This window comes from Paraburkholderia gardini (assembly GCF_907164575.1).
GTDB lineage: Bacteria > Pseudomonadota > Gammaproteobacteria > Burkholderiales > Burkholderiaceae > Paraburkholderia > Paraburkholderia gardini.
In genome coordinates this window covers 45,212-67,117 of record NZ_CAJQYY010000009.1, presented here as the reverse complement: position 1 = coordinate 67,117, position 21,906 = coordinate 45,212, and the positions used below count along the sequence as shown (strand labels likewise).

General features: G+C 63.3%; 19 protein-coding genes. 12 read left to right on the top strand and 7 right to left on the bottom strand.

The genetic code is table 11. The annotated features are described in order from the left end of the window. Positions 1–204: 204 nt before the first annotated feature. The 5 genes from LPA34_RS09335 to LPA34_RS09315 form a co-directional block, all read right to left on the bottom strand. Positions 205–1,086 carry a ferritin family protein gene (locus tag LPA34_RS09335; RefSeq protein WP_228977286.1) on the bottom strand — a complete coding sequence of 294 codons (882 nt, stop codon included), beginning with the start codon at positions 1,084–1,086 and terminating at the stop codon, positions 205–207. 461 nt (positions 1,087–1,547) lie between these two features. Next, a complete protein-coding gene (locus LPA34_RS09330) occupies positions 1,548–2,363 on the bottom strand; it encodes a PhaM family polyhydroxyalkanoate granule multifunctional regulatory protein (protein ID WP_228977285.1) in 816 nt (271 codons plus the stop codon). A 132-nt stretch (positions 2,364–2,495) separates the two neighbouring features. After that, positions 2,496–3,350 (bottom strand): enoyl-CoA hydratase/isomerase family protein, encoded by an 855-nt coding sequence (locus LPA34_RS09325; protein ID WP_228977283.1) that lies wholly within the window; start codon positions 3,348–3,350, stop codon positions 2,496–2,498. A gap of 71 nt (positions 3,351–3,421) precedes the next feature. Next, positions 3,422–4,540: an ABC transporter substrate-binding protein gene (locus tag LPA34_RS09320; protein WP_228977530.1), complete on the bottom strand. Its 1,119-nt coding sequence runs from the start codon at positions 4,538–4,540 to the stop codon at positions 3,422–3,424. Positions 4,541–4,894: 354 nt separating this feature from the next. Next, positions 4,895–5,887, bottom strand: coding sequence for a fumarylacetoacetate hydrolase family protein (locus LPA34_RS09315; RefSeq protein ID WP_228977281.1), 993 nt, complete (start codon positions 5,885–5,887; stop codon positions 4,895–4,897). A 242-nt stretch (positions 5,888–6,129) separates the two neighbouring features. On the opposite strand from LPA34_RS09315, the gene LPA34_RS09310 reads away from it, so the two are divergent. The 6 genes from LPA34_RS09310 (at position 6,130) to LPA34_RS09285 (ending at position 13,159) form a co-directional block, all read left to right on the top strand. Further along, on the top strand, positions 6,130–6,978 hold the full coding sequence (locus LPA34_RS09310; RefSeq protein ID WP_228977275.1) for an IclR family transcriptional regulator: 849 nt from the start codon (positions 6,130–6,132) through the stop codon (positions 6,976–6,978). A gap of 83 nt (positions 6,979–7,061) precedes the next feature. Further along, complete coding sequence (locus tag LPA34_RS09305) at positions 7,062–8,219, top strand: DUF3108 domain-containing protein (protein ID WP_228977273.1); 1,158 nt, start codon at positions 7,062–7,064, stop codon at positions 8,217–8,219. A gap of 251 nt (positions 8,220–8,470) precedes the next feature. Beyond that, positions 8,471–8,728 carry a BTH_I0359 family protein gene (locus tag LPA34_RS09300; protein WP_228875410.1) on the top strand — a complete coding sequence of 86 codons (258 nt, stop codon included), beginning with the start codon at positions 8,471–8,473 and terminating at the stop codon, positions 8,726–8,728. Between the two features lie 181 nt (positions 8,729–8,909). Continuing rightward, positions 8,910–9,980 (top strand): homocysteine S-methyltransferase family protein, encoded by a 1,071-nt coding sequence (locus LPA34_RS09295; protein ID WP_228977271.1) that lies wholly within the window; start codon positions 8,910–8,912, stop codon positions 9,978–9,980. A 9-nt stretch (positions 9,981–9,989) separates the two neighbouring features. After that, entirely contained in the window at positions 9,990–12,788 is a 2,799-nt protein-coding gene (gene metH, locus LPA34_RS09290) for a methionine synthase (protein ID WP_267478869.1), read from the top strand. A gap of 158 nt (positions 12,789–12,946) precedes the next feature. Then, positions 12,947–13,159 (top strand): acid-shock protein, encoded by a 213-nt coding sequence (locus LPA34_RS09285; protein ID WP_228977266.1) that lies wholly within the window; start codon positions 12,947–12,949, stop codon positions 13,157–13,159. A 130-nt stretch (positions 13,160–13,289) separates the two neighbouring features. On the opposite strand, the gene LPA34_RS09280 is transcribed toward LPA34_RS09285, so the two are convergent. Then, complete coding sequence (locus tag LPA34_RS09280) at positions 13,290–13,616, bottom strand: DUF1840 domain-containing protein (RefSeq protein WP_228977264.1); 327 nt, start codon at positions 13,614–13,616, stop codon at positions 13,290–13,292. Positions 13,617–13,973: 357 nt separating this feature from the next. Between LPA34_RS09280 and argS the strand changes: the two genes are divergently transcribed. The 5 genes from argS (at position 13,974) to LPA34_RS09255 (ending at position 20,025) form a co-directional block, all read left to right on the top strand. Continuing rightward, entirely contained in the window at positions 13,974–15,764 is a 1,791-nt protein-coding gene (gene argS, locus LPA34_RS09275; RefSeq protein WP_228977262.1) for an arginine--tRNA ligase, read from the top strand. A gap of 94 nt (positions 15,765–15,858) precedes the next feature. Further along, positions 15,859–16,620 carry an SPOR domain-containing protein gene (locus LPA34_RS09270; RefSeq protein WP_228977260.1) on the top strand — a complete coding sequence of 254 codons (762 nt, stop codon included), beginning with the start codon at positions 15,859–15,861 and terminating at the stop codon, positions 16,618–16,620. 44 nt (positions 16,621–16,664) lie between these two features. Next, positions 16,665–17,306 carry a thiol:disulfide interchange protein DsbA/DsbL gene (locus LPA34_RS09265; protein ID WP_228977528.1) on the top strand — a complete coding sequence of 214 codons (642 nt, stop codon included), beginning with the start codon at positions 16,665–16,667 and terminating at the stop codon, positions 17,304–17,306. A gap of 15 nt (positions 17,307–17,321) precedes the next feature. After that, the gene (locus LPA34_RS09260; RefSeq protein WP_228977258.1) at positions 17,322–18,101 is read left to right on the top strand and encodes an SDR family oxidoreductase; all 780 of its coding nucleotides are present in this window, start codon (positions 17,322–17,324) and stop codon (positions 18,099–18,101) included. Positions 18,102–18,438: 337 nt separating this feature from the next. Continuing rightward, the gene (locus LPA34_RS09255; protein ID WP_228977257.1) at positions 18,439–20,025 is read left to right on the top strand and encodes an ABC transporter substrate-binding protein; all 1,587 of its coding nucleotides are present in this window, start codon (positions 18,439–18,441) and stop codon (positions 20,023–20,025) included. 87 nt (positions 20,026–20,112) lie between these two features. Here the strand turns inward: LPA34_RS09255 and LPA34_RS09250 are convergent, their stop codons facing one another. Next, complete coding sequence (locus tag LPA34_RS09250; RefSeq protein ID WP_228977254.1) at positions 20,113–21,183, bottom strand: MBL fold metallo-hydrolase; 1,071 nt, start codon at positions 21,181–21,183, stop codon at positions 20,113–20,115. A gap of 181 nt (positions 21,184–21,364) precedes the next feature. Between LPA34_RS09250 and LPA34_RS09245 the strand changes: the two genes are divergently transcribed. Next, a complete protein-coding gene (locus LPA34_RS09245; protein ID WP_228977253.1) occupies positions 21,365–21,847 on the top strand; it encodes a MerR family transcriptional regulator in 483 nt (160 codons plus the stop codon). The last annotated feature ends 59 nt before the right edge of the window (positions 21,848–21,906 follow it).

Genomic DNA, 21,906 nt, shown 5'->3' with positions numbered 1-21,906 from the left:
GATCGCGCTTGCCATTGCAACGCGCGATAACGCAGGTTCGTTGAAAAGTGAGAATACGCGACCCGGTTCCGGACTGAACGAGAAATCTGGACGGCAGCTAAAACAACGGCCCGGAAAGCTTGCGCTTGCCGGGCCGTTTCGATTCCTGGCTGCACCCGGTGCGATCGTCATGCAACGACCGCAGCAGCAGGGCAGCGCGACGCGTCAGGCCGGTTGCTGCTGGGGCGCGCCGGCACCCTGCTCCGCCTGCAGGCGCGTCACCACTTCCTTGCGATAGCGGTTCAGTTCCTGCGCTGTCGTGAACGTGCGCTCGAACAGGATCGACAGGTTGTGCAGAATGCGCTCGACGACCTTCTTTTCCCAGCCGTCATCGAAGCGGATCTGTTCGTCAAGCCAGCGCTCGAGCCATTCCGGATCCGGCAGACGCGACTGGATCGTGTCGCGCGGGAACAGCGCCTGGTTCACGTGCAGGTTCGTGGGGTGCAGCGGCTTTTCCGTGCGACGCGCCGACGCCATCAGCACGCCGATCTTCGCGAATGCAGCACGCGCGATATCGCCCGTTTGCGCCATCGCCTTCTTCATGTAACGCAGATACGCACCGCCATGACGCGCTTCGTCGCGCGAAATGGTTTCGTAGATGTGCTTGATAACCGGCTCGGTATGCCATTCAGCCGCGCGGCGATACCAGTGGTTCAGGCGGATTTCGCCGCAGAAGTGCAGCATCAGCGTTTCGAGCGGCGGCGCCGGATCGAATTCGAAACGCACGGCGTGCAGTTCTTCTTCCGTCGGACACAGTTCCGGCTTGAAGCGGCGCAGGTATTCCATCAGCACCAGCGAATGCTTCTGCTCCTCGAAAAACCAGACGCTCATGAATGCCGAAAAATCGCTGTCGTGATGGTTGTCGCGCAGGAACATTTCCGTGGCGGGCAACGCCGACCACTCGGTGATCGCGTTCATTTTGATCGTTGCCGCCTGCTCATCGGTGAGCAGCGACGCATCGAACGTGGACCATGGAATGTCTTTCTCCATGTCCCATCGAACGGATTCGAGCGATTTATAAAGTTCCGGATAAAGCATGGTGTTCATAGTCCCACCCCTGTTCTGCGCAATGCGACGTCTGTTTGTATCTGTTTGCTGCGAGCAAGCCGGAGCCCGCTTTCGCGACCTGAGAATCATTCAATTTTACGCGGTAATCGGGCGTTCAGATGCACCGTCTGGCAAAGAAGCCGACGGCAAAATGTGCACTTGCGAAAACCGGAGTTCCTGAATCGGTCGACCGTGGGTGAGGAAAAACCGTGCCTGGGTCGGACCGGCCCGCGCCGGACTGCACCGCCGAACCTCCTGCCGGCCTTGCCGGTGGCGGTTCGGGCTACTCGAATCATTGTTTTCAGTGCGCGCAAACGGGCCCAAAAAGCTTACAGGATGATAGCACGGGCCACATGACAGTTCAGAGGAAGGGACGGTCGGCGCCGGTTTCAATTGTGGCGTCGACGCCGCTATTTGCGCCCGCGCATTGCGCGAGCGCAAAACCGCACGGGGATGCGTGTTCAGGCCCCTGAAGCGGGCGCCTTCTTCGCGCCGCGCCCTTCACCTGCGCTTTTCGACGACGACGCACGCTTCGTCGCCGGACGCTTCGCCGCGCCAGACGGTTTCTGCATGGTTTCGCGGGTGGCCTCGGCACCGCTGGCGACGCCAGGCCCGTCCGTGCCGTGCGCGGCTTCTGCCATGTCTTCCGCGGTGGCCGTCGCACCCGGCGCCGCGGCCGGCTGCGCTATCGCGAACTGGGCCAGCTGGTTGAATTGGGATTGCAGCAGGTTCCACCACGCCGAGGTGTCGAAAGACGGCGCCTGGCCGGCGTCAGCGGCTTCGCTCGCTGCATCGGACTCGTTCGGTTTCGTTCCGGCGGCCCCGGATTGCCCTGCTGTAGCCGTACCCGGATGCGACATCCACGACGGCATCGAAGACGAAGGCGGGGACGCCGGATCCGATGTGGCAGCCGCCTGCTTCATCGACGACTGCGCGAACGCGCCGAACGCCCGCAATGTGGCAAGCGTCGCGCGCTGCACCTCGAGCGCCTGAATGGCCGACTGCAGCATGTTCAGATTCAGCTTCAGCCATTGCTCGACGGCGCGCATGTCGGTAATGCGCTTGTCGAGTTCCTCGACGTTGGTGAGCGGCGCCATCATGTCCGACATCATCGAAAGCGACGGCCCCAAACCCTGCGCCGCGCCGGCCTGCGCGCCAGGAAAGGCCGAGCCGAAGGGCGTGAGCCGCATCATGTCCCACATCCGGTCGAGCATTTCAGCGGGCGGAAAACCCGGAAAGCCGGGAAAGGGCGGCGTGGAGCCGGTTGTATCGGTCATGGTTTTCTCCTCGCACCTTGAAGTGGCGGGACGCGGCGGCCATGCCGCGCCCGGTTCGTCCGATCATACCGCGCGTATCAGCGCGCCAGAAGACCAGCGCCGCATGGACGTCACGCGGTACGGCCACCGGCATCAGAACGGATCGCCGCGTTTGAAGTCAGGAGCGCGACGCTCGCGCAGCGAGCTCACACCCTCGCGCACGTCGGGCCCGGCAAAGCCCATGAACTCAAGCGCAAGCGACGTATCGAAGGTCGGTCCGGCCGAGCGCAGCCAGTTGTTCAGCGCGTACTTGGTCCAGCGGATCGCCGTCTGCGAACCGTCCGCGAGTTTCCGCGCGACTTCGAAGGCTTTCGGAAACAGATCGTTTTCATCGACCGCGAGCGACACGAGCCCGATTCGCTCGGCCTCCTCGCCGCTCACCGGTTCGCACAGCATCAGGTAATACTTCGCCTTCGCCATGCCGCACAGGAGCGGCCACACGATCGCCGCGTGATCGCCGGCCGCGACGCCAAGTCGCGTGTGACCGTCGATGATCCGCGCGCTCTTCGCCGCGATCGAAATATCCGCGAGCAGCCCGGCGACGAGGCCCGCGCCCACCGCCGGCCCGTGCATCGCGGAAACCACGGGCTTGCTGCAGTTGATCACGTTGTAGACGAGGTCACGCGCCTCGCGCCACACGCGCGTGCGCACGTCGAAATCGGTGGCCATCTGCTCGACGAGCGCGAGATCGCCGCCGGCCGAAAAACCCTTTCCTTCGCCGCGGATCACCGCGACGCGCACTTCCGGATCGCGGTCGATATCGCGCCAGATATCCGCCAGCTCGCGATGCATGTGAGCATCGGCGGTCGCGAGGCCGCTTTTGTTCGCACCTTCGCCGCTCATCACGATTTCGAGAATGCCGTGCGGATGGCGCCGCAATCGCAGCGCGTGATACCCGGCGTAGAAATCCGGATTCGGTGTGCCTTGATCTGGCGAATCGTGAGACATGACGGTCGATCCAGTAGAACGGTTCGTATCGGAAAGCGGCGACGAGAAACACCAGGGTGAACGTTCGCGCATCAGCGCGCCTGATACACCCACTTGCCGTCGCGAATCTCCACCATGACGCGGGCGCGCTGGTCGAGGCCAAGGTGATCAGTCGTGCTCATGTTGACAATACCATTGGAGTCCGCGAGATCGCGCGTCGCCTCGAGTGCATCGCGCAGCGCCTGGCGAAATTCAGGCGTGCCAGGCGCCGCCGTCTTCAGCGCGATCGGTATGGCGTTACCCAGCAGCAGCCCTGCATCCCATGTGTACGAACCGAACGCCGATACGCTGCCCGCGCCGTGCTGCGCCTCGAAACGCGCGATGTAGTCGAGCGCGAGTCGCTTTGCCGGATGGTCGACGGGTAGTTGCGCGGCAACCAGCACCGGGCTCGCGGGCAGGAACGTACCGTTGCAATCCGCGCCGCACACGCGCAGGAAGTCGTTATTGCCCACGCCGTGGTTGTGATAGATCAAGCCTTTGTAGCCGCGCGCTTTCAGTGTCTTCGGCGGGAGCGCGGCGGGCGTGCCGGCGGCGCCTACGACCACGGCATCGGGATGCGTCGCCATGATCTTGAGAATCTGGCCGGTGACGCCCGGATCGGTGCGATTGAAGCGCTCGTTAGCGACGACCGTGATCTTGTGGAGTTGCGCGAACTTCGCGACTTCGGCGTAAAAGGTTTCGCCGAGCGCATCCGCCTGGCCGATATAGGCGATCGTCTTCACGCCGTGTTCGCTGGCGTGTTCCGCGATCGCCGAGGCCATCATCGCGTCGGTCTGCGGCGTCTTGAACATCCAGCGACGCTTCGCGTCCACCGGCTCGATGATCTTCGCGGACGAGGCGAGCGAGATCGTCGGTGTCTGCCCTTCGGCGATCACGTCGATCATCGCGAGCGAATTCGGCGTGATCGACGAGCCGATGATGGCGTCGACGTGTTCTTCGGAGATCAGCTTCTTCGTGTTCTGGACGGCCTGGGTGGTATCCGACGCGTCGTCGAACACGAGATATTCGACTTTCTGGCCAGCCAGTTCTTTCGGAAACAGCGCCACGGTGTCGCGCGCAGGAATACCCAGCGAGGCCGCCGGCCCCGTCAGCGACAGCACCAGCCCGATCTTCACCTGAGCCGCGGCTGTGACAGGAAGCGCGACGCTCATCGAGACGGCGAGCCCAAGCACGAGCCGTCGAAGAACGCGAGCCGGGACAGAGCGGCCGCCGGATTGAACCTGCGTCCGGGGACGACCGGATCTGGGAATGAACGACCGGATTCGCATGCAAGTCTCCTCACCGTGGCAATGTGTTTTTTGTCCTGGCGTTACTCCGGTCCCATGCAAGATGGTTGCTGCCTCGATGGGGATTCCCGGGCATCGCGCGAGGCACGGCACAAAGGCCGTGCAAACGAACGCGTATGCCAGTGTAGCGACGCCTGCATGCGGCGTAATCGGGCGAAACCCTCCTGAAAGGTTGCCCGGGCGTGAACCATGCCTAAACCAGGGATTTCCTCAGGCAGATCAATGCGCCCCTTCGACGGGCGCCACCGACTGGTCGATCGAGCCGAAAATCGATTTGCCGGCTTCGTCGAACATCTCGATCTTCACCGTGTCGCCGTATTTCATGAATTCCGTCTGCGGCGCGCCGTGTTCGATCGTCTCAAGACAACGCTTCTCGGCGATGCAGCAATAGCCGCGCTTCGCGTCCTTGTTCGACACAGTCCCCGAGCCGACGATCGCGCCCGCCCGCAGATTGCGCGTTTTTGCCGCGTGCGCGACCAGCTGGCCAAAATGAAACACCATGTCGGTGCCCGCATCCGGCTGTCCGACTTTCCTGCCGTTCCAGTGCACGATCATCGGACGATGCACGCGCCCCTCGCGCCAGTGTTCGCCGAGTTCGTCGGGCGTGACGGCAACGGGTGCGAACGAAGTCGCCGGCTTGCTCTGGAAGAAGCCAAAGCCCTTGGCAAGTTCGGCGGGAATCAGGTTGCGCAGCGAAACGTCGTTCGCGAGCGTCACGAGGCGCACGGCCTTGAGGGCCTGCTCGGGCGTTGCGCCCATGCGCACGTCGCCGGTAATGACGGCCACTTCGGCCTCGAAGTCGATGCCGTATTCTTCCGACTCGCACACGATATCTTCTTTCGGGCCGATGAAATCGTCGCTGCCGCCCTGATACATCAGCGGATCGGTCCAGAATTCCGGCGGCATTTCGGCGCCGCGCGCGCGGCGCACCAGCTCGACGTGATTCACGTACGACGAGCCGTCGGCCCACTGGAACGCGCGCGGCAGCGGCGCCATGCACGCCTTCGGATCGAACGGGAACGTGTTGCGGGCGCGCCCCTGGTTCAGCGCCTCGTACAGATCGATCAGTTGCGGCGCGTAGAAGGCCCAGTCATCGAGGACGCGCTGGAGCGTCGGCGCGATCGCGTCCGCGATCGCCGCGGTATGCAGGTCGCGGGACACGACGATCAGTTGACCGTCGCGCGTGCCGTCCTTTAGCGTGGCAAGTTTCATAAGCGATTTCAGCAGTGTGGATGACGATGGAAGGAATCTATTCTACGATGGTGAATCGTCGCAGCCCAAACGTGTGTGTTTCATGAGCCTTCACGCGTCGGGCTGCGGTTGCGCGCATCGGGTGGAAGTCTGCTACCGTCCGTTGCCTGTTTACACGCGTTACCGCCTGCGTGCCGCGCGCCCTGTCCGTATCTTCACATGACCGGCCAGCCGCCACTTCATCCGACATCACTGCCAGAGCAATGCATTCCACCCCCATCGACTCCACCGACGACGACGCAACCGATACGCACGAAGCCGGCGAAGAAAAACTGCGTTCGGGCATCCAGTCGATCGAGGTCGGGTTTCGCCTGCTGGAGGTGCTGACCGAAGAGCCGCGCGCGATGATGCTGCGCGACCTCGCCCAGCGCGCCGGCATGAGTCCGGCGAAGGCGCATCGCTACCTGGTGAGTTTTCTGCGACTCGGCGTCGTCGCGCAGGATCCGCTGTCGGGACGCTATGAGCTTGGCGGCTTCGCGTTGCAGCTGGGTCTCGCGAGACTGGCGCGCGTCGACGGCGTGAAGCTCGCGCGCATCGCGCTTGCCGAAATGCGCGACCGGCTCGATTTCACGGTCGGCATCGCCGTGTGGGGCAACCAGGGGCCGACCGTCGTACACTGGATGGAGTCGAGTCATCCGGCGAAAGCGTCGCTGAAGCTGGGCGACGTGATGCCGCTGCTCGGTTCCGCAACCGGTCTGCTGTTCGCCGCTTATCTTCCGCGCAGCAAGACGGGCGCGATGATCGAGCGTGAGCTTGCCGATTCGCGGCGCTCGACCTGGGCACACACACCGCGCACGCACGATGACGTCGAGGCCGCACTGGCCGATGTGCGTGAACATGGCGCGGCGCGCGTCGAAGGCATGCTGCTGCCCACCATTCACGCGTTCTGCATGCCGGTATTCGACTCAACCGGCGACCTCGCGCTGGGTCTGATCGCGCTTGGACACGAAGGCGCGTTCGATATCCGCTGGAACGGAACGGTCGATACGGCCATGCGCGGATGCGCGGGGAAACTGTCGTATGAGCTGGGCTACAGCGCGCATGCGCGCTGACCGGCGAACCGACGCTCACCGGCCCGCACGCATCGATGTTGTCGCACTCTCCCACCTCCGGTCCTGAACGTACGCCGCGCGCCATGCCGCCCGCTCCAGCCGCGAACCGGCGCAGGCGCGCGTTGCGCTGGGTCGCGGTGCTGCTTGTCGTGGTGCTGCTGCACTGGATCGCCGCGCAATGGATCGAGCGTCATCGCAGTGCCTCGCAACCACTCGAACCAGACCATGCCCGTGTGCAGGTCGCACTGCTCAAGCCCGAACGCGTCGAGCAGGCGCCCGCGAACGCTGCGCCGCAGCCCGCCGCGCCCGCTCACCCCGCGCCTGCACGCACGCCCGGTGAGCATGTGCTGACCATCACACGTCCCGAAGCCAGGCATGCCGTAACAGCCGCGCCAGCTGATAGCACGCCGGCTTCCGCTACATCTGAAACGACATCGGCTGGATCGCCGGCTTCGTCAACCGGAGTCGCGAGCGCCACGACCGCTGCATCGGGCACCGGGAACGCCGGGGCATCGCATGGCGTGAAGTTCTCCGTGCCGCCTTCGGGCGACCTGCAGTACGACACGTTCTATAACGGTGTGCGCAACCAGCCCGGCACGATCCACTGGACAAGCGATGGGCACACCTACGAGATGATCGTCTCCGTACCGCTGCCGTTTGTCGGCACCTTCACGTACGCGAGTCATGGCCATGTCGACGCGTTTGGCATTGCACCCGATCAGTACATCGAAAAGCGCGGCCATCGCGCCGAAGACGTGACGATTTTCAATCACGCCGACAGACAGATCGCCTTCACGCGCACGCCGACCACCCTGGCGCTGCCAGATGGCGCGCAGGATCGCTTCAGCATGGTCATGCAACTGGCGAGTCTCGTACGCGGTGACCCTGCCGCGTACAAACCTGGCGTCACGCGCGAGTTCTATGTCGCCGACAACGACAGCGGCGAAATCTGGCCCATCGAGACGATCGGTGACGAAAGCGTGCGCATACCGGGCGGCTACGTCGAGGCGCGTCACTTCATGCGCCTGCCGCGACGCGAACGCGACCGGCGACGCATCGATGTATGGCTCGCGCCGTCGCTCGGCTGGCTGCCTGCGCGGCTCGTGCAGACCGAACCGAACGGCACGCAGATCGAACTGCGCTGGCGCGGTACGTCCGCCACGCCAGACCCGGACAGCGACAACACAGCCAACCCGTCCGCACCTTCGGACGGCCCCGGCGGCGCCATCGAAAAACCCTGAGTGACGCAGGCTGGCGCAAATGCCATTCCTGGGTTTCGTTTCGGGTACAGAAGCCCCGCCCGTCTTGCGTCGTTGCGCAATCGCACCGTTTTGCTGCGTTACTTGAAACGTTTCTCACCACCCGGGTCTAAACTGTAGATCCGGACCTTTCACGCGCGTTACTCCGGGTCCACCCCTTGAATTCCACACCATATGCTCCATTTACAGCGCAGGAACGGCCTGGAGCCAACGGAAATATAAGGAGTGTCGCCATGCAGATGATCTATAACAGCCCCAACTATTGTGTTGTCGAGTTCCCGCCGGAAGACGGCCATCTCGCCATGCGTTCCGGTGGCTACGAGATTGTTGACAAGACCATGCAGCGCGAAATCTACATTGATGGTGCAATGGCGGCACGCTTTCGTGAACACGTACAGAAACTGATTGAAGAAGAACCGTCGCTCGACGAAGTAGACGAATTCCTCGGCCAGTTCGACAGCCTGATGCATCAACCGGTGATCCTTCACTGAAACGTCGCCTGGGCGACAACTCCTCTCCTCGAAACCCCGTCCGGCATGCCGGACGGGGTTTTTCTTTTACTGCGGAACAAACGCGCACCAGACGACATCGCGCCCATTGAAGGGCAAAGCCATGCCGCTCCAGCTACAATGATGCGTTTACCGTATCTTTCAGGCGCAAGCCTTGCGAGCCATGACCCAGCCTGCCCAAACCGTTGCTCCTGAACGCTCCGCCGCGACCTATACGCGCGGCGGAGCCCTGCCAGAACACATGAATTCGCGCATCCTGATCCTGGACGGCGCGATGGGCACGATGATCCAGCGCTACAAGCTCGATGAAGCGGGCTATCGCGGCGAGCGCTTCAAGGACTACGGTCGCGACATCAAAGGCAATAACGAGTTGCTGTCGATCACGCAGCCGCGGGTTATCAGCGAGATTCACGAGCAGTACCTCGCGGCAGGCGCAGACATTCTCGAAACCAACACTTTCGGCGCGACCCGTGTTGCGCAGGCCGACTACGGCATGGAAAGTCTCGCCATCGAGATGAATCTCGAATCGGCAAAGCTCGCGCGCGCGGCCTGCGACAAATATTCGAGCGCGGACAAGCCGCGCTTCGTCGCGGGGGCCATCGGACCGACGCCGAAGACCGCGAGTATTTCTCCAGACGTAAACGATCCAGGCGCACGCAACATCACCTTCGACGAGCTGCGCACGGCGTATTACGAACAGGCAAAAGCACTGCTGGATGGCGGCGTCGATCTGTTCCTCGTCGAAACGATCTTCGACACGCTGAACGCAAAGGCCGCGCTGTTCGCGCTCGACGAACTGTTCGAGAACACCGGCGAGCGTCTGCCGGTCATGATCTCCGGCACCGTGACCGATGCATCCGGGCGCATTCTGTCCGGCCAGACGGTCGAGGCGTTCTGGAACTCGCTGCGTCACGCGAAGCCGCTCACGTTCGGCCTGAACTGCGCGCTCGGTGCGGCGTTGATGCGTCCGTACATCGCCGAGCTCGCAAAGCTCTGCGATACGTATGTGTCGTGCTATCCGAATGCCGGCCTGCCGAATCCGATGAGCGATACAGGCTTCGACGAACTGCCGGCCGACACGTCGGGGCTGCTGAAGGAATTCGCACAGGCCGGGCTCGTGAACATCGCGGGCGGCTGCTGCGGCACGACGCCGGAGCACATCGCCGCGATCGCGAAGGCGCTGGCCGACGTCAAGCCGCGCAAGTGGCCGACGCAATACCGCGACGCGGCCTGAACGGCCACACTGACTGCTCATTTTCAATCAGGCAACAAGCAGGCAACCGCGGCAACTCCCCGCAGCACGCAACCGAATCAGGCACAAGACATGACCGATCACACCATGCGCCTCGCCGGCCTCGAGCCGTTCAACGTCACTTCCGGCTCGCTTTTCATCAACGTTGGGGAACGGACCAACGTGACGGGCTCGAAAGCGTTTGCCCGCATGATTCTCAACGGCCAGTTCGACGACGCGCTCGCGGTGGCACGTCACCAGGTCGAGAACGGCGCGCAGGTCATCGACGTCAACATGGATGAAGCGATGCTCGATTCGAAAGCGGCGATGGTCCGCTTCATGAATCTGATCGCCTCCGAGCCGGATATCGCGCGCGTGCCGATCATGATCGACTCGTCGAAGTGGGAAGTGATCGAGGCGGGCCTGAAATGCGTGCAGGGCAAGGCCATCGTGAACTCGATCTCGCTGAAGGAAGGCGAAGAAGCATTCCGCCATCATGCGAACCTGATTCGCCGCTATGGCGCGGCAGCGGTGGTGATGGCGTTCGACGAACAGGGTCAGGCCGATACGTATGAGCGCAAGACGCAGATCTGCAAGCGCTCGTACGACTTCCTCGTGAACGAAGTCGGCTTCCCGCCGGAAGACATCATCTTCGATCCGAACATTTTCGCGATCGCGACCGGCATCGAAGAGCACAACAACTACGCCGTCGACTTCATCAACGCAACGCGCTGGATCAAGGAAAACCTGCCGTATGCGAAGGTGAGCGGCGGCGTGTCGAACGTGTCGTTCTCGTTCCGCGGCAACGATCCGGTGCGCGAGGCGATTCACACCGTGTTCCTGTACTACGCGATCCAGGCGGGCATGGACATGGGCATCGTCAACGCCGGCCAGCTCGGCGTATATGCCGACCTCGACCCGGAACTGCGCGATCGTGTCGAAGACGTGGTGCTGAACCGGCGCGACGACGGCACCGACCGTCTGCTCGAAATCGCCGACAAATTCAAAACCGGCGCCGCGAAGAAAGAAGAGAACCTCGAATGGCGCAACCAGCCGGTCGAGAAGCGTCTCGCCCACGCGCTCGTGCTCGGCATCACGAACTTCATCGTCGAGGACACCGAGGAAGCGCGCGCGAAGATCGCGGCCGCGGGCGGCCGCCCGATCAACGTGATCGAGGGCCCGCTGATGGACGGCATGAACGTCGTCGGCGACCTGTTCAGCCAGGGCAAGATGTTCCTGCCGCAGGTGGTGAAGTCGGCGCGCGTGATGAAGCTGGCGGTCGCGCACCTGATCCCGTTCATCGAAGAAGAAAAGAAACTGCTCGAACTGGCCGGCGGCGATGTGCGCGCGAAAGGCAAGATCGTGATCGCGACCGTCAAGGGCGACGTGCACGACATCGGCAAGAACATCGTATCGGTGGTGCTCCAGTGCAATAACTTCGAAGTGGTCAACATGGGCGTGATGGTGGCGTGCAACGACATCCTCGCGAAGGCGAAGGTCGAGGGCGCTGATATCGTCGGCCTGTCCGGACTCATCACGCCGAGCCTCGAGGAAATGGCTTACGTCGCGTCGGAAATGCAGCGCGACGACTACTTCCGCATCAAGAAGATTCCGCTCCTGATCGGCGGCGCGACCACGTCGCGCGTCCACACGGCCGTGAAGATCGCACCGCATTACGATGGGCCGGTGGTGTACGTGCCGGACGCATCGCGCTCGGTTTCGGTGGCGTCGAGCCTGCTGTCCGATCAGGGCGCGGCGAAGTACCTCGAAGACCTCAAGACCGACTACGACCGTATCCGCGAGCAGCATGCCAACAAGAAGGCGCTGCCGATGGTCACGCTCGCCGAAGCGCGCGCGAACAAAACGAAGATCGACTGGCGCAGCTATCAGCCGGCAAAGCCGAAGTTCATCGGCCGTCGTGTGTTCAAAAATTTCGACCTGAACGAACTGGCCCCGTTCATCGACTGGGGTCCGTTCTTCCAGACGTGGGATCTCGCGGGCCCCTACCCGGCGATCCTGAACGACGAGATCGTCGGCGAATCGGCGCGCAAGGTGTTTTCGGACGCGAAGTCGATGCTCGCACGCCTGATCCAGGGGCGGTGGCTGCAGGCCAACGGCGTGATCGCGCTGCTGCCCGCCAACACCGTGAACGACGACGACATCGAAATCTACACGGACGAATCCCGCTCGGAAGTCGCGCTGACCTGGCGCAACCTGCGCCAGCAGAGCGTGCGTCCGGTCGTCGACGGCGTGATGCGGCCGAACAGGTCGCTCGCCGATTTCATCGCGCCGAAGGATTCGGGCGTCGCCGATTACATCGGGATGTTCGCGGTGACGGCGGGAATTGGCGTCGACGTGAAGGAACAGCAGTTCCTGAAGGATCACGACGACTACAACGCGATCATGCTGAAAGCGCTGGCCGACCGCTTCGCGGAAGCGTTCGCCGAAGCGATGCACGCCCGTGTCCGCCGTGACCTGTGGGGCTATGCGAGCGGCGAAACGCTTTCCAACGACGACCTGATCGGTGAAAAGTACAAGGGCATCCGTCCGGCGCCGGGCTATCCGGCGTGCCCGGACCACCTGGTCAAGCGCGACATGTTCGACTACCTGCAGGCCGGCGAAGCCGGCATGAGCGTGACCGAATCGCTCGCGATGCTGCCGGCGGCAAGCGTGTCGGGCTTCTATCTGGCCCATCCGGACAGCACGTATTTTTCGGTCGGCAAGATCGGCGAAGACCAGCTGGCGGACTACGCGCGGCGCGCCAGCCTGTCAGCCTCCGATGCCCGCCGGGCACTGGCTCCCCAGCTATAGGCGGCCCGCGCGGGACGGACTATATCGTTGCGCGTATAAGCTGAATATTTCAGGCAGCCTGGTTTTCGGCTTTGTAGACTGCGATTGCCTGATCCCGCCAGACGCGGCCCAAAAACGCGTCGGTTCAATGACTTGCAACCGTCATGGAGAAAAATCGCATGAAGAAGCTGACGCTGATATTGACTGGACTTTCACTCGCCTGCGGCGCCTCGGTGACGCTGGCGCAACAGCCGGCGGCCCCGGCGCAGGCGAGCTCGGTGAGTTCGTATTCACCGCCCACGACCAGGCACGTGAAGAAGCCGAAGAAGGCGAAGACAAAAAAGGGTGCCTCGGCGCCGATGGCCGCACCGGCAAACGCCGCCAGCGAGTAAATACCGGCGATCCATCAGCAGGAAACGAAAGAGCCCGCATCGCATGCGGGCTCTTTTTTGTCAGGCAAGGATCGATACGCACGAAGAGGGCATCGCGCTCCATCAGCGCAGTGGCGTACCGCCGGCCCTGTCAGATGCCCCAAAGGACGTCTGTGTTTTCCTTCTGCGCCGCGCGCAGCATGTCGAGGAACGGGAACGCGCGCTGCGCGAGGCCGATCGGAATCTCGTGATGCTCATGGCCTTCTTCCCCTTCGTGGAAGTGGCCGTCGTGCTCGGCGCGCTCTTTCTTGTCGGTGTGAATCGCGGCTTCGAGTTTCGTGATCGCGCCGGGGAGCTCATCGTGCGTGATGACGCCACGCTCGCCTAACCGCTTGCCCACGATACCGACCAGATACTGGGCGAGATTCTCCAGCATCACCACATCCGGACAGGAGCGGCACTTAAAAGTAATCAACATGACATTTCCCTTTTCGTTTTGTTGGATCCGCGCGCGCGGCGTCAATCGGAACGCGTCCGCGCTGGTCCCGCCAACGCTTTCGCGCGTGCCGGCGGCCCCGGCTGTTGCCGGGTATCTCATTGGATATATTAGCACCTGCTAAAATCCGTCTGAACGGAAAAGCGCCGACTGGTGCGCCGCACAGGGCCTTGTGTGCATGGTCACGCGCCGCGATGGCCGGACATGCCGATGGCGCTGCCGCGGCTGTCGCGGCACGAAGCCCGCTTTCCACCTCATTCGACGGACCGGCCGGAAGCATTAAACAAGGCCGGTGCCGCGCCCGAACACACGGACTGCCTCACTGGACTCGCAACAAGCATGCTGCCCGCACATAAACAAACCATCGAAACCCTCTTCGCCGATGCCGTGAAGCAGGTCGCCCGGACGACCCAGGGCGCGACCGAAGCCGCCTTCGTCGAGCCGGTGATCACACTCGAACGCCCAAAGGTCGCCGCGCACGGTGACGTCGCGTGCAACGTCGCGATGCAGCTCGCCAAACCGCTGCGCGCGAATCCACGCCAGCTCGCGCAGCAGATCGTCGAAGCCGTGCTCGCGCATCCGAAGGCTGCGGGGCTCGTCGAAGGCGCGGAAGTGGCGGGTCCGGGCTTCATCAACCTGCGTCTTGCCGCGACCTCGAAGCAGGCCGCGGTCGGCGCCGTCTTCGCCGAAAAAGAAGCGTTCGGCCGCTCGACGCGCGAAGCCGGCAAGCGGGTGCTGGTCGAATTCGTGTCGGCGAACCCGACCGGTCCGTTGCACGTGGGTCACGGCCGTCAGGCCGCGCTCGGCGACGCGCTGTCGAACGTGCTCGCTTCGCAAGGCTATGCGGTGCATCGCGAGTTCTACTACAACGACGCCGGCGTGCAGATCGCCACCCTCGCCGCTTCGACCCAGGCCCGCGCCCGCGGGCTCAAGCCGGGCGATGCCGGCTGGCCGGAGTCGGCCTACAACGGCGAGTACATCGCTGACATCGCGCGCGATTACCTGGCGGGCGAAACCGTGTCGGCAAGCGACGGCGAGCCGGTCAAGGGCGAAGGCGACGTTGAGAACATCGACGCGATACGCCGCTTTGCCGTGGCGTATCTGCGCCACGAGCAGGACATGGACCTGCAGGCCTTCGGCGTGAAGTTCGACCAGTACTATCTGGAATCGTCGCTGTACAAGGAAGGCCGCGTCGAAAAGACGGTCGCGGCGCTCGTCGCCGCCGGCAAGACGTACGACCAGGAGGGCGCGCTGTGGCTGCGCACCACCGACGACGGCGACGACAAGGACCGCGTGATGCGCAAGACCGACGGCACGTACACGTACTTCGTGCCGGACGTCGCCTATCACGTCGCGAAGTGGGAGCGCGGCTTCACGAAGGTCATCAACGTGCAGGGCTCGGATCACCATGGCACGATCGCGCGCGTGCGCGCCGGTCTGCAGGGACTCGGCGTCGGCATTCCGAAGGGCTATCCCGACTACATCCTGCACAAGATGGTCACCGTGATGCGCGACGGCGCCGAGGTGAAAATCTCGAAGCGCGCGGGCAGCTATGTGACGGTGCGCGACCTGATCGAGTGGTCGGGCGGCGCGACGCCGGGCGCGGAAGTGTCGCCGGACCTGCTCGACGAAGAGACGATCCGCCGCGGCCGCGACGCCGTGCGCTTCTTCCTGATCTCGCGCAAGGCCGATACGGAATTCGTGTTCGACGTCGACCTCGCGCTCAAGCAGAGCGACGAAAACCCGGTGTATTACGTGCAGTATGCGCATGCGCGGATCTGCTCGGTGCTGAACGAATGGAAGTCGCGCTACAACGCCGACGAAGCCATTCTGCCGGCGGTTGATCTCTCGCCGCTGGTCACCGAACGCTCGCTCGCGCTGTTGCAGAAGATCGCCGGATTCCCGGACATGCTCGAACACGCCGCGAGCGAGCTCGCGCCGCACGCGGTCGCGTTCTACCTGCGCGATCTCGCGGGTGAATTTCACTCGTTCTACAATGACCGCGCCGAACGTGTGCTGGTCGACGACGAAGCGGCCCGCAACGCGCGCGCCGCGCTTCTCGCCGCGACGCGCCAGGTGCTGGCCAACGGTCTCGCGACGATCGGCGTCTCGGCCCCCGAAAAGATGTAATCGTCGCAATGCGACTTGCGTGCGGCCGTCGTTATAATCGACGGTCGTTCCAGGCTCTTTTCAAGACTCATTTCTCTGGCAGGTGATTCAGACGATGGCAAAACCACGCCGCACAACGAAGCAGTCAAAGCAGTCCGGGGGCACGTTCCTCGGCATCGTGCTGGGCCTCATCGTAGGTCTCGCGATCGCGGTGGTGGTGGCGCTCTATATCACACGTGCGCCCACGCCATTTGTGTCGAAAGTCGCGCCGCCTGCGGCATCGGAGGGTGGCGCAAGCCAGCCGCAATACGATCCGAACCGTCCGCTGCAAGGCAAGACGCCGGGGCAACCCGTGCCGCAGGCCGCCCAGCCGGCGCCGCCGAACACCGCGCCCGGCCAGACGACCAACCAGACGCAGTCGTCGGGCATGCTCGAAGAGCCGCAGATCGTCGAAGTGCCGCCTTCGACCGCGAACGGCGTCGCCGTACCGCCGAAGGCCGCCACCGACAACGGCAGCAGCGCCGCGCCAGGCAAGAAGCCACAACCTTCAGGCGCAACCGCGGGCACGGCAACGTCCGCACCGAAGCAGGCCGAGGCGAACGCGAAGTCAGGCTCCGCGCCCTCCGCCGCGGAGGCGAACACCGGCTATTTCCTGCAGGTCGGCGCCTACAAGACAGCCGCCGACGCCGAGCAGCAGCGCGCGCGTCTTGGCTTCCAGGGTTTCGAATCGAAGGTCACGCAGCGCGATGCCGGCGGCGTCACGTACTATCGCGTACGCATCGGGCCGTTCTCGAAATTCGAGGATATGAACACAACACGCCAGCGGCTGTCTGATGCTGGAGTGGACACCGCCGTGATCCGCTTCACCAGACAGTAACCACAGGCCAACGCCATTCCGCCTTCACAGGTCAATACAACATGATCAAAAAACTACTCGGCATTCTCTTTCTCTCGCTCGGTCTCGTGACCGCTGGCGCAGCGCAGGCTTCGCCCGCCGCGCCGGTCGCCGGCAAGGACTACACCGTGCTCGCCTCGCCGCAACCGGTCGAAGCGCCGGCCGGCAAGATCGAAGTCACCGAATTCTTCTGGTACGGCTGCCCGCACTGCAATGAATTCGACCCGTTCCTCGAGGCGTGGATCAAGAAGCAGGGTCCGGATGTCGTCTTCAAGCGCGTGCCGGTTGCTTTCCGCGACGACTTCATTCCGCACTCGAAGCTGTATCACGCACTCGACGCGCTCGGTCTCGCGCAGCAACTCACACCGAAGATCTTCAACGAAATCCACGTCAACAAGAACTACCTGCTGACGCCGGAAGATCAGGCCAGATTCCTCGCGAAGAACGGCGTCGATCCGAAGAAGTTCATGGACGCGTACAACTCGTTCTCGACGCAGAGCGAACTGCAACGCGACAAGAAGCTGCTCGACGCCTACAAGATCGAGGGCGTGCCGACGCTCGCCGTGCAGGGCAAGTATGAAACCGGCCCGGCCGCGACCGACAGCCTGCCGGGCACGATCCAGGTGCTGGATTACCTCGTCGCACAGATCCGCGCGAAGAAGATGTAACACCCGGGCGCCGGTATGAATTCACCGTTGAAGGTTTTCATTACCGGCGCGTCGAGCGGTATTGGTCAGGCACTCGCCGCCGAATACGTGCGGCGCGGTGCGATTCTCGGCCTCGTCGCCCGTCGCGGCGAAGCACTCGCCGCGTTTCAGCAGGCGCATCCGCAGCACCTCATCTCCGTTTATCCCGTCGATGTTCGCGATGCCGACGCGCTGGCGTCCGCGGCCGAACAGTTCATCGCGCAATATGGCTGCCCCGACGTGGTGATCGCCAATGCGGGCATCAGCCGCGGCGCGGTCACCGGTCAAGGCGATCTGGCGGCGTTTCGCGACGTGATGGACATCAACTACTTCGGCATGGTCGCGACGTTCGAGCCGTTCGCGCGCGCAATGATCGCGGCACGCAAAGGCACGCTCGTCGGCGTGACGAGCGTCGCGGGCGTGCGTGGACTGCCGGGTTCAGGCGCGTACAGCGCGTCGAAATCGGCGGCGCAGAAGTATCTCGAGGCACTGCGCGTCGAGATGCGGCCGTTCGGCGTCCCGGTCGTGACGATCGCGCCCGGCTACATCCGTACGCCGATGACCAGGCACAATCCGTATCCGATGCCGTTCCTCATGGACGCAGACCGCTTCGCCACGAAGGTCGCCGATGCGATCGCGAAGAAGACCGTCTTCGCGACGTTCCCGTGGCAGATGCGCATCGCGGGTGCGATGCTGCACGTGTTGCCGCGCTGGCTGTACGACCTCGCGTTCGAAAAGGCACCGCGCAAGCCTCGGGCGTCCGATAGCGGATCGTGACGCGTGCGCGTCGAGACACCAACGCGTCGCACAGGAACGCTGTCGACATCGATGCCGGCCGCACGCCGCAATCCATCCATCGGATAGCCGCGCGTTAGGCAACGGGCAAACGCCGTCGCCCATATCGGTATGCCGATTAAGTTGTTGTCGTCGCAACCACGCAGCGTTTAAGCTTTCCCCCAGGCGGGCACGCCCGACTGGCACCCGGCTGGGTCACGCGCCCGCATCGAAAACGATTCACAATAAAGCGGTCTGTATCAGCCACGATCCGCGTCCTCGCAGCGCCCATGCAACGAACCCGGCGCACTGCCTGACCACGTTTGTTACCGGAGATCCTATGCGCTTCAAACTGTTCGCCGCCGCCCTGCTCGCTACAGCGCCCGTGCTCGTCCTCGCGAAGCCGCTGACCGTCTGCACGGAATCGAGCCCGGACGGCTTCGACGTCGTCCAGTTCAACTCGCTCGTGACCACCAACGCTTCGGCCGATGTGATCTTCAATACACTCGTGTCGTACGACGAAGCCGCGAAGAAAGTCGTGCCCTCCCTCGCCGACAAGTGGGACGTAAGCGCCGACGGCCTCACATACACGTTCCATCTGCGTCCGAACGTGCAGTTCCAGAGTACCGGTTACTTCAAGCCATCGCATGCGCTGAACGCCGACGACGTCGTTTTCACGTTCACGCGCATGCTCGACGAGAACAATCCGTGGCACAAGGTGGCTGGCCCGAGCGGCTTTCCGCATGCGCAGTCGATGGGTCTCGTGAAGCTGGTCAAGGCCGTCACGAAAGTCGACGACAACACGGTGAAATTCGAGCTGAACGAGCCGAACGCGACGTTCGTGCCGATTCTCTCGATGGGCTTCGCATCGATCTATTCCGCCGAATACGCCGACCAGTTGCTGAAGGCCGGCAAGCAGGTCGACCTGAACGCAAAGCCGATCGGCACCGGCCCGTTCGTGCTGAAGAGCTACACGAAAGACGCGGTCATCCGTTACGACGTGAACCCGACCTACTGGGGCGCGAAGCCGAAGATCGACCGCCTGATCTACGCGATCACCCCGGACGCCTCCGTGCGCGCGCAGAAGATCAAGGCCGGCGAATGCCAGATCGCGCTGTCGCCGAAGCCGCAGGACGTCGCCGATGCGAAGACCGACAAGTCGCTGAAGGTCGTGCAGACGCCCGCCTTCATGACCGCGTTCGTCGCGCTGAACACGCAGAAGAAGCCGCTCGACAATCCGAAGGTGCGCCAGGCGCTGAACATGGCGTTCGACCGCGCGACGTATCTGAAAACGGTGTTCGACAACACGGCATCGCCCGCGACGAATCCGTATCCGCCGAACACATGGAGCTACGACAAGGCGATCCAGCCGTATCCGTATGACGTCGCGAAAGCGAAGAAGCTGCTTGCCGACGCGGGCCTCCCGAACGGCTTCGAAACGACGATCTGGGTGCGCCCGAACGGCAGCGTGCTGAATCCCAGCCCGAAGGCCGGCGCGGAACTGCTGCAGGCCGACTTCGCGAAGATCGGCGTGAAAGCCGACGTGAAGGTGATCGAATGGGGCGAGCTGATCAAGCTGGCGAAGCAGGGCCAGCACGATGCGCTCTTCATGGGCTGGGCCGGCGACAACGGCGACCCCGACAATTACCTGTCGCCGCTCTTTAGCTGCAATGCGGTGAAGTCGGGGATCAACTTCGCGCGCTATTGCGATCCGCAACTCGACAAGCTGATCGACGAAGGCAAGGCGACACCGGATCAGGCGAAGCGCACGAAAGCCTATGAGGCCGCGCAGAAGATCATCCACGACGAAGCGCTGTGGATTCCGCTGGGTTATCCGGTCGCGGCGGCGCTGACGCGAGCGAACGTGAGCGGCTATAGCGTGAGCCCGTTCGGCCGGCAGAACTTCACGACGGTCGTGGTGCGGTAACGCCGTCACCTGTCGTTTAACGGCGTGCAGAAAAACAGGCCCATGCGGGCCTGTTTTTCCATCAGCAGCGATACGTCAGCGTCATCGTCACGTGGAAAAGCGGATCACGCCATCGCCATCGAACTGACGCTTCAATTCTCCCTTGAGCCATAGCACGTGAAGATGGGCAAGCGCCTCGCCCATCGCGAACGTCAACTGATGGATATCGAGCTGGCGTTTGAACATCAATGGCACGATGTCCGCGGCGCTATGCGGTTTTTCCGCACAGGCGGCGCGTACCTCGGCGAGACGCGCATCGTGATGATCGCGTAGCTGGCCGATACGCGTACGCACGCCCGTAAACGGCTTGCCGTGCGACGGCAGCACGAGCGTATCGGGTGCCATCGTTTCGTAGCGGCCCAGCGACTCCAGATAGAGCGCAAGCGGATTGCTTTCCGGCTCGATGTCGAACACCGACACGTTCGTCGAAATACGCGGCAACACCATGTCACCGGAAATCAGCACGGCGGTTTCCTCGCAATGCAGCGCGCAGTGTTCCGGCGAATGGCCGAAACCCGTGACGACGCGCCACGTGCGCCCGCCGATCGCGAGCCCGTCGCCTTCGCGCATCCGGCGGTATTGCGCGGGTATCGAGGGCACCAGGCTCGAGTAATAGCTCGTGCGGTTGCGCAGCTTGTCGATCGACGCCTCATCGGTCAGACCGTGCCGCGCGAAATGCGCCGCCGCGCGCTCGCCGCCGGCGTTCGAGCCATCGCCGGCCGCCATCACGCGCCCCAGCATGTATTCGCCGAGCGAGATCCATAGCCGGACGTCCCAGCGCTTTCGCCCGCCGCCGGTGCAGATCCAGTCCGCGAGGCCCAGATGATCGGGATGACAGTGCGTGACGATCACCCGCAGCACCGGCAGGCCTTCGAGCGCCGTGTCGAAGACCGTTTCCCAGTTCGCCTTGATCGTGTCGCTGGCGACGCCGCAATCGACGACCGTCCAGCCTGCCTCGCCGTCTATCTCGTCGCGCAACAGCCAGAGGTTGATGTGGTCGAGCGCGAACGGCAGCGGCATGCGCAGCCAGCGCACACCGGGCGCGACTTCGAGAGCGTGGCCCGGTTCGGGAAGCGTGTCGCGGAACGGATAGTCGAGTTGATGTTCAAGAGCATTCATCGTAGGGATCGGTCCAGAAGCGTGGCAGGCGTAGTGCGGGTATTGCGGCAGGTATTGCGATATCGGGCGCACCCTGCTTCGAGGCAATGTTGCACTTTATCAAGGTTGACGATAACGTAAACGTCTATCTCACGTCCAATCCGCTTTGGGCCAGTCGAGTCGGCCATTCACGGGATACCCGATGAACACGCAATACACGATCACCGAGCTCGCGCGCGAATTCGACGTCACGCCGCGCGCCATCCGCTTCTACGAAGATCAGGGTTTACTCTCTCCCAGCCGGGAAGGATCGAGCGGGCTGCGACGCGTATATTCCGGTCGCGACCGCACGCGCCTGAAGCTCACGCTGCGCGGCAAGCGGCTTGGCTTCACGCTGTCGGAAATCCGTGCGTTGCTCGATCTGTACGAATCCCCGACCGACACCGTGCCGCAACTGAACGCGTTCCTTGCGACGGTGAACCGTCATCGCGAAGTGCTCGAACGCCAGCTGGAAGACCTGAACGCGACGCTCGAGGATCTCGCCCAGTACGAAACACAGGCGCGGGCGCTGCTCGAAAGCGGCACGCGAGCCGGGGTTGAAAACGTCGCCGGGCCGGCTACCGGAGACGCCGGGCGCGCTCCGGCGCAGCACGCGCGGCCGGCAGACGGGAAAGTGGCGCATTAGCTTCGGCGCGCGCCCGGGACGATACAATTGCGGGTGACTTCACGACATCAAACGCACGC

Bases quoted from the DNA above. Each gene is read 5' to 3' on its own strand.
- LPA34_RS09335 (WP_228977286.1), bottom strand. From the start codon at position 1,086: ATGAACACCATGCTTTATCCGGAACTTTATAAATCGCTCGAATCCGTT.
- LPA34_RS09330 (WP_228977285.1), bottom strand. From the start codon at position 2,363: ATGACCGATACAACCGGCTCCACGCCGCCCTTTCCCGGCTTTCCGGGT.
- LPA34_RS09325 (WP_228977283.1), bottom strand. From the start codon at position 3,350: ATGTCTCACGATTCGCCAGATCAAGGCACACCGAATCCGGATTTCTAC.
- LPA34_RS09320 (WP_228977530.1), bottom strand. From the start codon at position 4,540: ATGAGCGTCGCGCTTCCTGTCACAGCCGCGGCTCAGGTGAAGATCGGG.
- LPA34_RS09315 (WP_228977281.1), bottom strand. From the start codon at position 5,887: ATGAAACTTGCCACGCTAAAGGACGGCACGCGCGACGGTCAACTGATC.
- LPA34_RS09310 (WP_228977275.1), top strand. From the start codon at position 6,130: ATGCATTCCACCCCCATCGACTCCACCGACGACGACGCAACCGATACG.
- LPA34_RS09305 (WP_228977273.1), top strand. From the start codon at position 7,062: ATGCCGCCCGCTCCAGCCGCGAACCGGCGCAGGCGCGCGTTGCGCTGG.
- LPA34_RS09300 (WP_228875410.1), top strand. From the start codon at position 8,471: ATGCAGATGATCTATAACAGCCCCAACTATTGTGTTGTCGAGTTCCCG.
- LPA34_RS09295 (WP_228977271.1), top strand. From the start codon at position 8,910: ATGACCCAGCCTGCCCAAACCGTTGCTCCTGAACGCTCCGCCGCGACC.
- LPA34_RS09285 (WP_228977266.1), top strand. From the start codon at position 12,947: ATGAAGAAGCTGACGCTGATATTGACTGGACTTTCACTCGCCTGCGGC.
- LPA34_RS09280 (WP_228977264.1), bottom strand. From the start codon at position 13,616: ATGTTGATTACTTTTAAGTGCCGCTCCTGTCCGGATGTGGTGATGCTG.
- argS (WP_228977262.1), top strand. From the start codon at position 13,974: ATGCTGCCCGCACATAAACAAACCATCGAAACCCTCTTCGCCGATGCC.
- LPA34_RS09270 (WP_228977260.1), top strand. From the start codon at position 15,859: ATGGCAAAACCACGCCGCACAACGAAGCAGTCAAAGCAGTCCGGGGGC.
- LPA34_RS09260 (WP_228977258.1), top strand. From the start codon at position 17,322: ATGAATTCACCGTTGAAGGTTTTCATTACCGGCGCGTCGAGCGGTATT.
- LPA34_RS09255 (WP_228977257.1), top strand. From the start codon at position 18,439: ATGCGCTTCAAACTGTTCGCCGCCGCCCTGCTCGCTACAGCGCCCGTG.
- LPA34_RS09250 (WP_228977254.1), bottom strand. From the start codon at position 21,183: ATGAATGCTCTTGAACATCAACTCGACTATCCGTTCCGCGACACGCTT.
- LPA34_RS09245 (WP_228977253.1), top strand. From the start codon at position 21,365: ATGAACACGCAATACACGATCACCGAGCTCGCGCGCGAATTCGACGTC.